The following is a 14,170-nucleotide window of genomic DNA, read 5'->3' on the forward strand; positions in this document are numbered from 1 at the left end:
CTATACTTCCATAATTATTGGTAAAATCATTGGACGACGTTTCGTTTTGTCATATAAAAATGGTTGAATCGTGTCTGTGATTTCGTTTTTAATTTCAGACCATTGTGTTGTTTTACGTTCCATCACTTTATCTAAATGGTTCGATACAAGTTTTTGAGCATCTTTGATTAAATCTTCCGACTCTCTCATATATACAAACCCTCTAGAAATGATGTCAGGTCCGGACGCAATTTTAAATTCTTTCATGTTAATGCTTACTACTACTATTACTAAACCTTCTTCAGAAAGAATGCGGCGATCACGTAATACGATATTACCGATATCTCCGATTCCACTACCATCTACATAAACTGATCCAGATGGTACTTTTCCTGCTACTCCAACTTGCTTCTTGCCAATAGCTAGTACATCTCCATTATCCATTATGAAGCTATTATCAGGGTCAACACCACATGCAGAAGCTAGTTTAATGTGTTCAGCTAACATACGATATTCACCATGAATTGGCATGAAGTATTCAGGTTGCATAAGACGTAGCATTAATTTCATTTCTTCTTGTCCACCGTGACCAGAAGTATGAATATCATTTAGTGAGCCATGAATTACATTTGCTCCAGCTCGGTAAAGTTTATTGATGTTGCGACTTATACTGATCTGATTGCCCGGTATTGGTGAAGATGAGAAGACTACTGTATCTTCAGGCTGAATCTGAATTTGTCTATGAGTTCCATTAGCTATACGAGATAACGCAGCTAAAGGCTCACCTTGAGAGCCTGTACATAAGATACAAACTTCATCTGCAGGAAATTTATTGATTTGGTTCGCTTCAATAAAGGTATCCTTCGGAGCTTGTATATAATCTAACTCCTGTCCAATACGGATTGCATTCTCCATACTTCTACCAAAAACAGCGATCTTCCGCTGGTTTTTAACAGCAGATTTAACAACTTGCTGAAGTCGATAAATATTGGATGCAAAAGTAGCAAAAATTATTCTTCCTTCAACTTTGTTGAATATATCCTGTATACTCTCACCAACTACACTCTCTGAAAGTGTGAAACCAGGAACTTCACTGTTTGTACTATCTGATAGTAAACATAGTACACCTTCAGCGCCGATCTCTGCCATTTTCGTCAAGTTTGCTGGTTCGCCTACTGGAGTAAAGTCGAATTTAAAATCTCCGGTATGAACGATGTTTCCTGGTGGTGTCTTCACTACGATTCCAAATGCATCTGGAATACTGTGTGTTGTACGGAAGAATGACACCGAAGTTTTTCTGAATTTGATGTGATCATCCTCTTGGATGGTGTTTAAGTCCGCGTTTCGTAAAAGTCCGTGTTCGTCGAGTTTGTTTTTGATAAGTCCGATAGCTAGCTTCCCTGCATAAATGGGAATGTTTATTTCTCTGAGTAAATATGGAATTCCACCGATGTGGTCTTCATGTCCATGAGTGATAAATAATCCTTTGATTTTGTCTTGGTTTTGGATTAAATACGTATAGTCTGGAATGACATAGTCGATTCCTAGTAATTCATCTTCAGGGAATTTGATTCCGGCATCAATTAAGATGATTTCATCTTGGAATTGTATACCGTACGTATTTTTTCCGATTTCACCAAGGCCTCCTAGTGCGAAGACGGCTACTTGATCATTTTTTACAAACTTCATAATCTAGAGCTTCTCCACTTCAAAGTTCTCGGATTTCTTCTCATAGTTGAGATGATTCTCACTTAGTTCTTGGACATGTTCAATATTATAATCTCTCTCTGCTAGCTTTAATCGAACTTCACGTACACTCTCGGCTTCTACATACATAGACTTTGTTTCTTCACGAACAGGGGCTTCGTCAGCACCACTTTGATATAGTACTTTAAAAATCATTTGTTTCTCTCCTTATTCTGTTAATTTCTCCGAACATTACCTATCCGTTTAGCTATTTAAAAATGCAAATGAGCATTAATGACAAAATTAATAAACCTACTATTACTAAGTTTTCAAGTAGTTTTTGGAGCGTAACCATTTGTTTATACGCTTTTTAATTTTTTCTTTCAAACGCTTCAACATTATACCATACATCCCTTCATGGTATGATAATGGACATCTGACTATAAAATTGATCAGCGTGAATGAATTAAATTGACTGTTTTCATTATAAACTGTCTACTTACATTATATACTGCCTATGATATCAAATAAAACATTTTACCTTTAAATAAGAAAATATTAATAGAAGTAGTCAATTAAAATAATAATACTTTAAGTTATAGTTCATCTGCCGAAGTGGCATTGTCAGGTATTTCCTGAGGATTTTCACTATTAATATGGTCATAAAACATAATCCCATTCAAGTGGTCGATTTCATGTTGAACAACAATTGCTGCATAACCCTTCAAGCGAAGTTTTACCTCGTCACCTTCGAGTGTAGTAGCACGTAAAGTTATTCTAGCATATCGAGGCACAATCCCGGGAACTTCCCTATCGACACTTAAACAACCCTCTCCACCAGGTAAATAAGTTTTTTCTACTGAATGACTTATTATTTTAGGGTTGAACAATCCATAACTGTATTCTTTATCTTTGAAATCTGTAAAGTGTACAGCAAGCATACGTTTCGATATTCCAATTTGAGGCGCAGCTATACCTACACCAGCACGTAGGTTATATTCTTCGGCGATCTCTTCATCTTGACTATTTTTGATGAATTGAAGCATTTCTCCCAATATATGTTTATCTTCATCAGTAGGTGGAAGGGATACCTCTTCAGCATTTTCTCGTAATACAGGATCACCTTCCCGTACGATATCATCCATTGTTATCATTAAGTTCCATCCTTTCCACGCGCAATTTCACTTTTACAATTTTATCATATTTTCATTGTCTTCATAATAGAATACAATTAATTTTTTCATGTAAGATATGTTATACTGATTTTGGAATATACAACAAGGAAGAGGGGTAAGAGGTTGAAGCGATTAATATTTACAATTACAGCAATCCTTTTATTATCTTTAATGCTATCCGCATGTTCAGAGGAGTCGAATTCCGCAGAGGATATGTATCAACATCTTGAAAAGTCTGTAGAACTCGAACAATCATTTGAAAGTGCACAGCAGGAATTAGTAGAAATTGAAAATCAAGAAAATCAGTTGTACAGTGAACTGATGGATATCAACTTAAATGAACTAGAAGAAGTTCATTCAAAAGCTGACGAAGCTTTAAGTTTGGTAGAAGAAAGAAGAAAGCTAATTGATCAAGAAATGGAAAGTATTGATGCGGCTAAAGAGGAATTCGATAAAGTCGAGCAATATACTGAAGAATTAGATGAAGAAGCAAGTGAAAATGCTGATGAAATGATCAGTAAGATGAACGAACGCTACGATGCTTTCGGTCAACTTCATGAAGCTTACCAGAAATCGCTAGATGAGGATGCAGAATTATATGAAATGCTTCAAGACGAAGAATTGGAAAAGGAAGAATTGGATCAACAAGTAGAGGACATCAATGAAAGTTATAGTAATGTCACTTCTGCGCAAGAATCATTCAATCAATTGACTCAGGAATTTAATGAAGCAAAAAGAGAATTCTATAAATCATCTGGCTTAGATGTCGAATTCTCCGAATAGATTAATTCACAAACACATCGACAAATTTGTCGATGTGTTTTTTTGCTCTTAAAAAAATTGTACTCTAACAAAGATTTATTGAACCAACTGTTATAGTACAGTTTTGTGATTTCATTGTAACAGTTTTGAAAAAAAGGCATTAGAAAAGCTGTGTGATAATCTCACTATTCTTAGTAGGTATAAAGTGTTTGACTACAAAGTGATATTTAGGATAAACTTAAAATAGTTTGGCTTGTACTAGTGAGTTTCATTAAAACATTGAAACAGTTGCCAATGCTTAAGTACAGTTTGTAACGGGTACATTAATAAAAGATATGGATGAGTACTTAGCCAGTTAGGAATGCTAATCGAAGAATAACAATTTGAAAGGAAGAGGTGACGAGTGTGAATTTCAATAGTCCACTTGAAAGTATCGAAGAGAAATTCGAAATGATTCAAATTCTAGATGAAGAAGGTAAAGTGGTGAATGAAGATGCTATGCCTGATTTGTCTGATGATGACTTGGTCGAACTGATGCGTCGTATGGTATATACGCGTGTACTTGACCAACGTTCTATCGCTTTAAACCGTCAAGGAAGATTAGGGTTTTATGCACCAACAGCAGGACAAGAGGCTTCACAATTAGGAAGCCAATTTGCATTAGAGAAAGAAGACTTCATTTTACCTGCATATCGTGATGTGCCACAACTTATTTGGCAAGGCCTACCTTTATATCAAGCGTTTCTTTTTTCAAGAGGTCATTATCACGGAAACCAAATGCCTGATGATTTAAATGCGTTAAGTCCTCAAATCATTATTGGTGCTCAGATCACACAGGCTGCTGGTGTTGCATTAGGTTTCAAGCGTCGTGACAAGAAAAATGTTGCAATCACTTATACTGGTGATGGTGGTGCTTCTCAAGGTGATTTCTACGAAGGAATCAACTTTGCAGGTGCTTACAAAGCTCCAGCTATTTTTGTTGTGCAAAACAATCAATTTGCGATTTCTGTTCCAGTAGAACAACAATCTGCAGCATCTACAATCGCTCAGAAATCTGTAGCTGCTGGTTTGCCAGGTTTCCTTGTAGATGGAATGGACGTGCTAGCTGTCTATCAAGTAGTTAAAGAAGCTCGTGAACGCGCTGTGAATGGTGATGGTCCTACTTTAATCGAAACAATGACTTATCGTTATGGACCTCATACTATGGCAGGGGACGATCCGACTCGTTACCGTACAGATGATATGGATGACGAGTGGGAGAAAAAAGATCCAATCGTTCGCTTCCGTAAATTCTTAGAAGGAAAAGACTTATGGTCTGAAGAGCAAGAAAACGAAGTGATGGAAAAAGCTAAAGAAGAAATTAAAGCAGCAGTTAAAAAAGCTGACAAATACGAAAAACAAAAAGTGACAGATCTAATGTCCATTATGTATGACGAACTTCCAGCTAACTTAGAGGAGCAGATGGAAGAATATAAAGAAAAGGAGTCGAAGTAACCCATGGCTGAAATGACGATGATTCAAGCAATCACGAACGCGCTACAAACCGAACTGAAGAACGACGATAACGTTTTAGTGTTCGGTGAAGATGTTGGTTTAAACGGAGGAGTTTTCCGCGCGACTGAAGGCTTACAAGAAGAATTTGGAGAAGAACGAGTTTTTGATACGCCATTGGCTGAATCAGGCATTATCGGGCTTGCTACGGGGCTATCCACACAAGGTTTCCGTCCAGTTCCTGAGATTCAATTCTTCGGCTTTGTTTTCGAAGCGATGGATGCGATCAGTGGACAGGCTGCGCGCTTCCGTTACCGTTCAGGTGGTCGTTGGAACGCACCGATTACTATTCGTTCACCATTCGGTGGCGGTGTTCACACTCCTGAATTACATGCAGATAGTTTAGAAGGTTTAATGGCTCAACAGCCAGGTTTGAAGGTTGTTATTCCATCTAATCCTTACGATGCTAAAGGGCTTTTGATTTCATCAATCAGAGATAACGACCCTGTAATCTTCTTAGAGCACATGAAGTTATACCGTTCATTCAGAGAAGAAGTACCAGAGGAAGAGTATACGATTGATTTAGGTAAAGCTGAAATTAAAAGAGAAGGTAGCGACATCACTTTTGTAGCTTATGGCGCAATGGTGCATGCATGTATGAAAGCTGCTGAAGAATTGGAAAAAGAAGATATCAACGCTGAGGTAATCGACTTACGTACCGTTAGTCCAGTTGATGTAGAAACTATCGTTGAATCCGTAAAGAAAACAAATCGTGCGGTAGTAGTACAAGAAGCACAACGCCAAGCTGGTATTGCTGCAAGTATCGTTTCTGAAATTCAAGAACGTGCGATCTTACACTTGGAAGCACCTGTACTTCGAGTTACTGCACCTGATACTGTTTATCCATTCTCAGAAGCAGAAGAAATTTGGTTACCTAATTATGAAAACATCATTGAAAAAGCAAAAGAATCTTTAAACTTTTAATCATGAATTAGAATAGGAGGGAAAGCCAGTGGCCTTTGAATTTAAACTACCCGATATTGGTGAAGGAATCCATGAAGGTGAAATCGCAAAGTGGTTCGTAAAAAAAGGCGATGAAATTAAAGAAGATGACGTCCTGTGTGAGGTACAAAACGACAAAGCCGTTGTAGAAATTCCATCTCCAGTAGACGGAACAATCGAAGAAGTATTAGTAGGTGAAGGAGAAACAGCGGTTGTTGGTGACGTTATCATTAAAATTGATTCGGAAGATGATGACTCTGACGACGACGAAGATTCTGATGAAAAAGAAGATGCTAAAGCTGAAGAAAAATCTGCCGAACAGGAAGATAAAGATTCAGAGAAGGAAGAAGCATCAGAAAAAGATGATTCTGCAGAGAAATCTGATAAAAAAGAAGAATCTAAGTCAAAAGAACAACCTAAGTCAAAAGATGAAGATTCTGAAGAAGACACAGGTGAGCGTGTAATTGCAATGCCATCTGTACGTAAGTATGCACGTGAAAATGAAGTCAATATCCAAAAAGTTTCTGGATCAGGTAAAAATGGTCGTATCTTAAAAGAAGATATTGATAAATACCTGAGCGGTGATCAAGAGGATGCTCAAGCTGATTCAGAACAATCTGATGAGACTTCCGAAGCTTCAGAGAAGGAAACTAAGCAATCACAACCAAAAGGTGAATACCCTGAATCACGTGAGAAAATCAGTGGAATCCGTCGTACGATTGCAAAAGCGATGGTTCATTCTAAGCACACTGCACCTCATGTTACACTCATGGATGAAGTTGATGTATCCGAACTAGTTGCCCATCGTAAAAAGTTCAAAGAGGTCGCAGCTGAACAAGATATCAAGTTGACTTATCTACCTTATGTAGTAAAAGCGCTTGTTTCAACACTTAAGAAATATCCGATACTGAATATCTCTTTCGATGATGAAACCGAGGAGATTATTCATAAGCATTATTACAACGTTGGTATTGCTGCAGACACCGATAAAGGATTGTTAGTACCAGTTGTTAAAGATGCTGATCGTAAATCAATTTTCGATATTTCATCTGAAATCAATGAACTTGCTACTAAAGCGAAAGATGGTAAACTATCATCAGAAGAAATGAAAGGTGGTTCTTGCTCAATCACTAATATCGGCTCAGCTGGAGGTAAGTTCTTCACACCAGTCATCAATCATCCTGAAGTAGCTATCTTAGGAATTGGTAGAATCAGTGAAGAACCAGTAGTTCGCGATGGTGAAGTGGTTGTAGCACCAGTACTAGCTGTTTCACTGACATTCGACCATCGTATGATCGATGGTGCAACCGCACAGTATGCAATGAATCACGTGAAACGTTTATTGAATGATCCACAATTAATTATGATGGAGGCGTAGATTATGGTAGTAGGAGATTTTCCGGAAGAAGTAGATACTCTAGTAGTTGGAGCGGGACCTGGTGGCTATGTTGCCGCTATTCGTGCCGCACAAATGGGCCAAAAGGTAACAATCGTCGATAAAGACAATCTTGGTGGGGTTTGCTTGAATGTTGGTTGTGTACCTTCTAAAGCGTTAATCTCAGCAGGTCATCGCTATGAACATGCGAATGGTTCTGAAGACATGGGAATTGTAGCAGAAAAAGTTTCTGTTGACTTTGATAAAGTGCAAGAATGGAAAGGTAAAGTTGTTGAAAAGTTGACCGGCGGTGTTGAAGGATTATTGAAATCCAATAAAGTGGACATCGTTAAAGGTGAAGCTTATTTCGTGGACAAAAACACTTGTAAGATCATGGACGATAAACAATCTCAAACTTATAAGTTCAAAAACTGTATCATAGCAACTGGTTCACGTCCGATTGAATTAAAGCCTTTCCCATATTCTGATCGTGTACTTGACTCTACTGGTGGGTTGAACCTGAAAGAGATTCCAGAGAAAATGGTCGTAATCGGTGGAGGTTATATCGGTACAGAGCTAGGGGGAGCATACGCTAGTTTTGGTACTGAAGTAACAATTTTAGAAGGTACCAAGGACATTTTGGGCGGATTCGAAAAACAAATGACTCAACTAGTTAAGAAGCGCTTAAAAGGTAAAGGCGTTGAAGTAATTACTGAAGCTATGGCTCAAGGTGTTGAAGAAAAAGATGATGGCGTAACTGTTAAATATGAAGTTAAAGGCGAAGAAAAATCAATCGACGCTGATTATCTTTTAGTTACAGTTGGGCGCCGTCCGAATACTGATGAGATGGGTCTTGAAGATATCGGTCTAGAACTAGACGATAACAACTTGATTAAAATCGATAAACAGTGCCGTACAAATCTTGATAACATCTATGCAATTGGTGATATCGTAGAAGGGCCGCCACTAGCACACAAAGCTTCTTATGAAGGTAAGATTGCTGCAGAGGCTATTAGTGGAGAGAAATCTGAGATCGATTATCTAGGAATTCCAGCAGTAGTATTCTCTGACCCTGAGTTAGCTACAGTTGGACATTCTGAAGCAAGTGCAAAAGAGGCTGGTTATGATGTTAAAGCTGCGAAGTTCCCATTTGGAGCAAACGGCCGTGCATTGTCTCTGAATGACTCAGATGGTTTTGTAAAATTAATCACTCGTAAATCTGATGGTTTAGTCATTGGTGGTCAAGTTGCTGGCCCTGACGCTAGTGAAATTATTGCGGAAATCGGCCTTGCAGTCGAATCCGGTATGACAGCTGAGGACTTAGCATTGACGATTCATGCTCACCCTTCATTAGGTGAAACAGTGATGGAAGCTGCAGAACTGGCAATGGGTATGCCAATTCACATTACAAAATAATTTTAAAAGTAGGAAGCTTGTCGATTCTTCGGCAAGCTTCTTTTTGTGTTGATTATTAATGTGAATTCTAATGTACCAATAAACTTTTTACTTACTTTAATATCTTTAAGTCTCTCTAATCACTACAATAAATAGAATTTTTTATTAAAAATTGTCAAAAAGTCTTATTACAGTTATCTATAAAATAGTTTATAATTAAAGCAATACATACTAAGGGGGAACATCATTGCATAAAATAAAAATTCTATTGATTCTATTGACTTGTATAGTTATGGTCGCATGTTCTAGTGAAAGCGAACCGAGCGAAGATGAACTTTTAGCAGAAGAACAAGAGAAAAATGAGAATAATGAATCTGAAAAAGGCGAAGATAACGATGATACAACACAAGATGAGCCTGAAACAGATGAAGATAAAAGTGATGAGCAAGAAAGTGGTTCGGAAGAGAATGAAAGTACCAAGGAAGATGATGTAAGTAATGAGGAAGATGATTCTACAGAAGTTGTAGAAGAAAACAAAGAACCTCAGTATCAAATGACTGACCACTGGTCTTTTAAACCGATAAATGATGCTCCATCTGAAGTTGTTTTATTGACGATAGATGATGCACCTGATAAGTACGCTCTACAAATGGCTGAAACATTGAAAGAACTGAACGCACCTGCGATTTTCTTTGTGAACGGGATATTCATGGAATCTGAAGAAAAGAAGGATATTATCCGACAGATACATGAAATGGGCTTTCCAATCGGAAATCATACATACGGGCATACAAATTTAAGTAACATTTCTGAAGAAGAACAAAAAGAGGAAATATTAAGCTTAAGTAAGTTGATTGAAGAAGTTACAGGTGAAAAACCAAAGTACTTTAGAGCTCCACATGGCGTAAATACTGATTTTGCAAAACAGTTAGTTGCAGATGAAGGAATGCTATTGATGAATTGGTCCTATGGGTATGATTTCACTCAAGGTTATATGGAAAAAGAGGCTCTGGCTGAAATCATGGTTGAAACACAACATCTATTGAATGGCGCAAATCTTTTGATGCATGATCGTGAGTGGACGAAAGATGCTCTTGAAGACATAGTGAATGGTCTTAGAGATAAAGGATTTGAAATGCTGAACCCTGCATTAATCGAGGGCCCTAATCAATAAGAAAAAAATATAATTACGAATTTTACCCCCTTATGTTTAATACAATCATAAGGGGGTATTTAGTATGTAACAAAATAACTTAATTACACTAATTAAAATAATTGTTGTAACCTATTGATTTAATTAGTGTAACACATTATACTGATTGTAATATTATAATTATAACCTTATTTGAAAGGGGTGCCTTGATTTTGGGAACTATCATCTGTTCAACTTGCCAACGTATTATTGAGCACTTCGAGCATAATAAAGTGACGACGCTTTATAGCAATAATTGTGACTGTCATAAGAAGAAGTAATGCAAATTGAACCAGAGCAAACGTGCTCTGGTTTTCTTTTGTCCTAATTTGTACATTAATGAGAAGGTGCATGTGTTTTTTCGTTATACTAGTTCTAAATGTGATGAATTGGTAAAATGAAAAGTAATATTGAAGAAGTAGGTGTACATAATGGAGGATACATTCAAGTGGCATTTAGAAGCTCAAAAGAAATGGGATGAACGAGCTTCATTTTGGAATGCAAACAGTAAGGAAATGTGGGAAGAAGGTAGTCGAAAGGCTATAGTACCTTTTTACGAAAGAAATAATCCTAAAGGGACTTCTATTATTGACATTGGTTGTGGAGATGGTTATGGTTCTTTTAAACTCATGAAGGCAGGTTATAAGGTTACGGGTGTGGACCTCTCCGAAGAAATGATCCGTATTTGCAGAGAACGTGTATCAGAGAAAATGACTGACCTAACTTTTTATCAGGCAGATATGCTTGAGCTACCTTTTTCAACTGGAAGCTTCGATTCTTTAATTGCGATTAATGCTTTGGAGTGGTCTGAAGTTCCAGTGGAAGGACTAAAGGAAATGATGAGAGTAGTTAAAGATGGCGGAACCCTTTGTATAGGTATCCTGGGACCAACTGCTAAACCGCGAGTCAATAGCTATAGGCGGGTATATGGAGAGCCTGTTATATGCAACACAATGATGCCTTGGGAACTGAAACAACTGGCAAATGAACTAGGTTTGGAAGTCATTGATTCAGAAGGCATTTACAAACGTGGAGTGGATAAAAGATTATTGGAGCAACTTTCTACCGATTTGAGACAATCATTAACATTCATGTGGCTTTATATGTTCAAAAAATCATAATCATGATGGAGGCACGACCTATGAATACAAAAGTAACTGAATTACTTTCGATACGTCTACCAATTATCCAAGGTGGATTGGCTCACCTTGCATATGCAGAGCTTGCTGCAGCGGTGTCTAATGCTGGCGGCTTGGGGCAAATAACTGCTATGAGCTTGGCGAATGAAGAAGAGTTGAGGAACGAGATTAAAAAAGTTAAAAAAATGACTGATAAGCCCTTTGGAGTTAATTTTGCGATTGGTCAACATGGAAGACCATTTGAACATATGGTCCAGGTGGCTATAGACGAAAACGTATCTGCTATTTCAGTAACTGGGGGAAATCCCAAGCCTGTTCTTGACATGGTGAAAGGAACAGGTATTAAAAAGCTTGTACTAGTTGCTGCAAAAAGGCAAGCTATCAAAGCTGAGGAACTGGGAGCAGATGCAGTAATGGTAGTAGGACATGAAGGTGGGGGCCATTTAGGTCGTGATGATATTGGAACATTCGTATTGACCCCTGATGTTGTCGATTCTGTTACTATCCCAGTGATTGCTTCTGGAGGGATTAGCGACGGAAGAGGGCTAATGGCTGCACTTGCTTTAGGAGCGGAAGGAATCGAAATGGGCACAAGGTTCATAGCTACAAAAGAGTGTATACATGCTCATGAATCATATAAAAAAGCATTACTTGAAGCGGATGAGAAATCAACCGTAATGATTAAACGATCTATAGGTGCACCAGCAAGAGCTCTAAAAAACTCATGGACTGATCAAATATTGCAATTAGAAAACCAAGATGTTGGGTATGAAGGATTGAAAGATTATATCAGTGGTGAAGCAAATAAAAGATATATTTACGAAGGTGCGCAGGAAGAGGGATTTGCTTGGGCTGGACAAGTATCTATGCGTATCGATGATGTGCCAACCGTTGAAGAATTGTTCGTAAGTATTGAGAAAGATATCGCTTCTGTAAAAGAAAGGTTGGAGAATTTTTAAAAAGGAGAGATACAATGGAGTACAACTATCCCTTAGACATGGAGTGGTCGAAAGAGGAAATGATGGAAGTGATCGATTTCTATCAAATCGTAGAGAGAGCCTATGAAAGTAAAGCAAAAAAAGAAGAGATCATGGAGAAATATAATAAATTCAAAAAGATCGTTCCATCTAAAAGTGAAGAGAAAACTCTGTGCAAGGATTTTGAAAAACAATCAGGATATGTCCCTTATCGAGTAGTCCAAGCAGCAAAAAAAGACGAAAATAATGATTTTATAATTATGAAAAAATAAAAAGTCGGCTATTATGGCCGACTTTTATTACGTACTTAACTGTTTAGTCATATTATACAATTTAGATGTCTGTTTGAACGTATCTTCGCATAATTTCAGAAACTCTTTCTTGTTTTTTAAACGTGGATCTTTGCGATCGACCGTGACTCCACAGAGGATTTCTGCTTTCTTCACATTCTCAAGGCGATCGACTATACGGACAAACTCCCCGTCCTTCATCTCCTGGTGAGGAATTGTTTCTGGTTTAGTATGGTCCTTTGACCAGACAAAATTATCGGGTATCTCTTTTAATACTTCAGACTTATTTTGTTTAAGTTGTTTTGCGAAATCACCTTTTATTGGACTTTCATAAATGACAGCGAACATAATGAAGACATGTGTTTCCCACATACCTATTTGAAAGTGAGGCAGCTTTTTATAGCCTCGATTATTGTTTGCTAATGCTGCCCAAGTATCATCAGGCGGATTAGTAGTACGTCGCAAATGTTTTGCAACATGGACGTGCATCTCATCTCCTGTAAGTGATGTTAATTCAGGCTGAAGCTCATTGGCTATAGCTTCAAGCTTTGGCGATATACGGCTTTTTAATGCTTCCATTCTGGCGTCAAGACCGTCAATTTTAAATACATCAAAATCTTTTTGTGCAAAACCTGTAAATGAACCCAAGATTGTCACCCTTTCAATGATTCTTCTTTTATTATTTTAGCATAGTCCTCACACCTTTTATAATTATAGCAATAAGCAAGCAGGCTGAATCAATTGTTTAATTTTGATATGATAAGGTAATAAGGAATTTTACACTTTAAGAATGTTTAACGTTGTTAAAAGATTAAAGTATGTGAAAAACTAAGGCTTTCGCTATTAGGAATTGGCGAGAAGCCAAGTTTTTCTCAAAAAGGAGATCACTTATATATGGCTCAATCACATGTTGATGAATATTTGGAGAAAGCAAAAGAATGGATATTAAATGCAGGAAAGCAAATAAAGCAAGATATGAAAGAACCTTATGAGGTAGAAACAAAAAAGGATGCGACAGATTTAGTAACCGAAATCGATAAAAAAACCGAGCAATATTTCATTGATCAAATATTTTCCGTCTATCCCGATCACAAAGTTCTTGGTGAGGAAGGGATGGGTGACGAAGTCCATTCATTAGATGGAGTTGTTTGGATAATAGATCCGATTGATGGCACGATGAATTTTGTGCACCAACAACGATTTTTTGCTATTTCGATAGGCATCTACATAGATGGCATTGGTGAAATCGGGCTCATTTATGACGTAATGGATGACACTCTATATGAAGCGGTGAGGGGAAGAGGGTCTTATAAAAATGGTGAACGATTGCCAAACATTGATCCGCATAAAAGATTAGACGACGCTCTAGTCGGAATCAATAATTTTTGGGCGATCCCCAATAGACGATTGAATGAAAAGAAGATTCATGAGCTTGTCAGGAAAGTTAAAGGAACAAGGTCATACGGCTCAGCAGCATTGGAATTTGCGTTCATTGCTGAAGGTATTATTGACGCCTATATAACTATGCGTCTTCAACCATGGGATATTGCTGCAGGTAAAATCCTGGTAGAAGAAGTGGGTGGCATTACAACGAGAGTAGATGGAAGTGAATTGGATATGATGACTGGCAATACTGTAATTTGTTCCAATCGTTCGATTCACCAGTCATTACTTACCTTCATACAACAAAAAGACAATGGATAGAGG

Annotated in this window: 15 protein-coding genes; 11 read left to right on the plus strand and 4 right to left on the minus strand. The window is 37.6% G+C overall.

Translation table 11 applies throughout. The annotated features are described in order from the left end of the window. The 3 genes from rnjA to def all read right to left on the minus strand — a co-directional run bounded on the left by rnjA (position 1) and on the right by def (position 2,819). Positions 1–1,668 (minus strand): ribonuclease J1, encoded by a 1,668-nt coding sequence (gene rnjA / locus CEY16_RS01590; RefSeq protein ID WP_101330221.1) that lies wholly within the window; start codon positions 1,666–1,668, stop codon positions 1–3. 3 nt (positions 1,669–1,671) lie between these two features. Then, the gene (locus tag CEY16_RS01595; RefSeq protein ID WP_101330222.1) at positions 1,672–1,881 is read right to left on the minus strand and encodes a DNA-dependent RNA polymerase subunit epsilon; all 210 of its coding nucleotides are present in this window, start codon (positions 1,879–1,881) and stop codon (positions 1,672–1,674) included. 380 nt (positions 1,882–2,261) lie between these two features. Then, positions 2,262–2,819 (minus strand): peptide deformylase, encoded by a 558-nt coding sequence (gene def / locus CEY16_RS01600; protein ID WP_101330223.1) that lies wholly within the window; start codon positions 2,817–2,819, stop codon positions 2,262–2,264. Between the two features lie 144 nt (positions 2,820–2,963). Here def and CEY16_RS01605 point away from each other — a divergent pair, with 144 nt between their 5' ends. The 10 genes from CEY16_RS01605 (at position 2,964) to CEY16_RS01650 (ending at position 12,445) form a co-directional block, all read left to right on the plus strand. Next, entirely contained in the window at positions 2,964–3,623 is a 660-nt protein-coding gene (locus CEY16_RS01605; protein ID WP_101330224.1) for a YkyA family protein, read from the plus strand. A 429-nt stretch (positions 3,624–4,052) separates the two neighbouring features. Next, the gene (gene pdhA, locus CEY16_RS01610) at positions 4,053–5,096 is read left to right on the plus strand and encodes a pyruvate dehydrogenase (acetyl-transferring) E1 component subunit alpha (protein WP_101331105.1); all 1,044 of its coding nucleotides are present in this window, start codon (positions 4,053–4,055) and stop codon (positions 5,094–5,096) included. Between the two features lie 3 nt (positions 5,097–5,099). After that, positions 5,100–6,077, plus strand: a complete 978-nt coding sequence (locus CEY16_RS01615) for an alpha-ketoacid dehydrogenase subunit beta (RefSeq protein WP_101330225.1) — start codon at positions 5,100–5,102, stop codon at positions 6,075–6,077. A gap of 28 nt (positions 6,078–6,105) precedes the next feature. Continuing rightward, positions 6,106–7,473 carry a dihydrolipoamide acetyltransferase family protein gene (locus CEY16_RS01620; RefSeq protein ID WP_101330226.1) on the plus strand — a complete coding sequence of 456 codons (1,368 nt, stop codon included), beginning with the start codon at positions 6,106–6,108 and terminating at the stop codon, positions 7,471–7,473. A 3-nt stretch (positions 7,474–7,476) separates the two neighbouring features. Next, positions 7,477–8,886, plus strand: coding sequence for a dihydrolipoyl dehydrogenase (gene lpdA, locus CEY16_RS01625; protein ID WP_101330227.1), 1,410 nt, complete (start codon positions 7,477–7,479; stop codon positions 8,884–8,886). 226 nt (positions 8,887–9,112) lie between these two features. Beyond that, positions 9,113–10,039 carry a polysaccharide deacetylase family protein gene (locus tag CEY16_RS01630; RefSeq protein WP_238378733.1) on the plus strand — a complete coding sequence of 309 codons (927 nt, stop codon included), beginning with the start codon at positions 9,113–9,115 and terminating at the stop codon, positions 10,037–10,039. A gap of 191 nt (positions 10,040–10,230) precedes the next feature. Next, on the plus strand, positions 10,231–10,338 hold the full coding sequence (locus tag CEY16_RS01635) for a GapA-binding peptide SR1P (protein WP_101330228.1): 108 nt from the start codon (positions 10,231–10,233) through the stop codon (positions 10,336–10,338). Positions 10,339–10,488: 150 nt separating this feature from the next. Continuing rightward, positions 10,489–11,178, plus strand: coding sequence for a class I SAM-dependent methyltransferase (locus CEY16_RS01640; protein WP_101330229.1), 690 nt, complete (start codon positions 10,489–10,491; stop codon positions 11,176–11,178). A 20-nt stretch (positions 11,179–11,198) separates the two neighbouring features. Next, positions 11,199–12,155, plus strand: a complete 957-nt coding sequence (locus CEY16_RS01645) for an NAD(P)H-dependent flavin oxidoreductase (RefSeq protein ID WP_238378734.1) — start codon at positions 11,199–11,201, stop codon at positions 12,153–12,155. Between the two features lie 14 nt (positions 12,156–12,169). Beyond that, entirely contained in the window at positions 12,170–12,445 is a 276-nt protein-coding gene (locus CEY16_RS01650) for a UPF0223 family protein (protein WP_101330231.1), read from the plus strand. 27 nt (positions 12,446–12,472) lie between these two features. Here CEY16_RS01650 and CEY16_RS01655 read toward each other — a convergent pair whose 3' ends face one another. Beyond that, positions 12,473–13,111 (minus strand): YktB family protein, encoded by a 639-nt coding sequence (locus CEY16_RS01655; RefSeq protein WP_101330232.1) that lies wholly within the window; start codon positions 13,109–13,111, stop codon positions 12,473–12,475. A 246-nt stretch (positions 13,112–13,357) separates the two neighbouring features. On the opposite strand from CEY16_RS01655, the gene CEY16_RS01660 reads away from it, so the two are divergent. Next, a complete protein-coding gene (locus CEY16_RS01660; RefSeq protein WP_101330233.1) occupies positions 13,358–14,167 on the plus strand; it encodes an inositol monophosphatase family protein in 810 nt (269 codons plus the stop codon). The last annotated feature ends 3 nt before the right edge of the window (positions 14,168–14,170 follow it).

The sequence above is a fragment of the Halalkalibacillus sediminis genome (assembly GCF_002844535.1).
Classification (GTDB): Bacteria; Bacillota; Bacilli; order Bacillales; family Alkalibacillaceae; genus Halalkalibacillus_A; species Halalkalibacillus_A sediminis.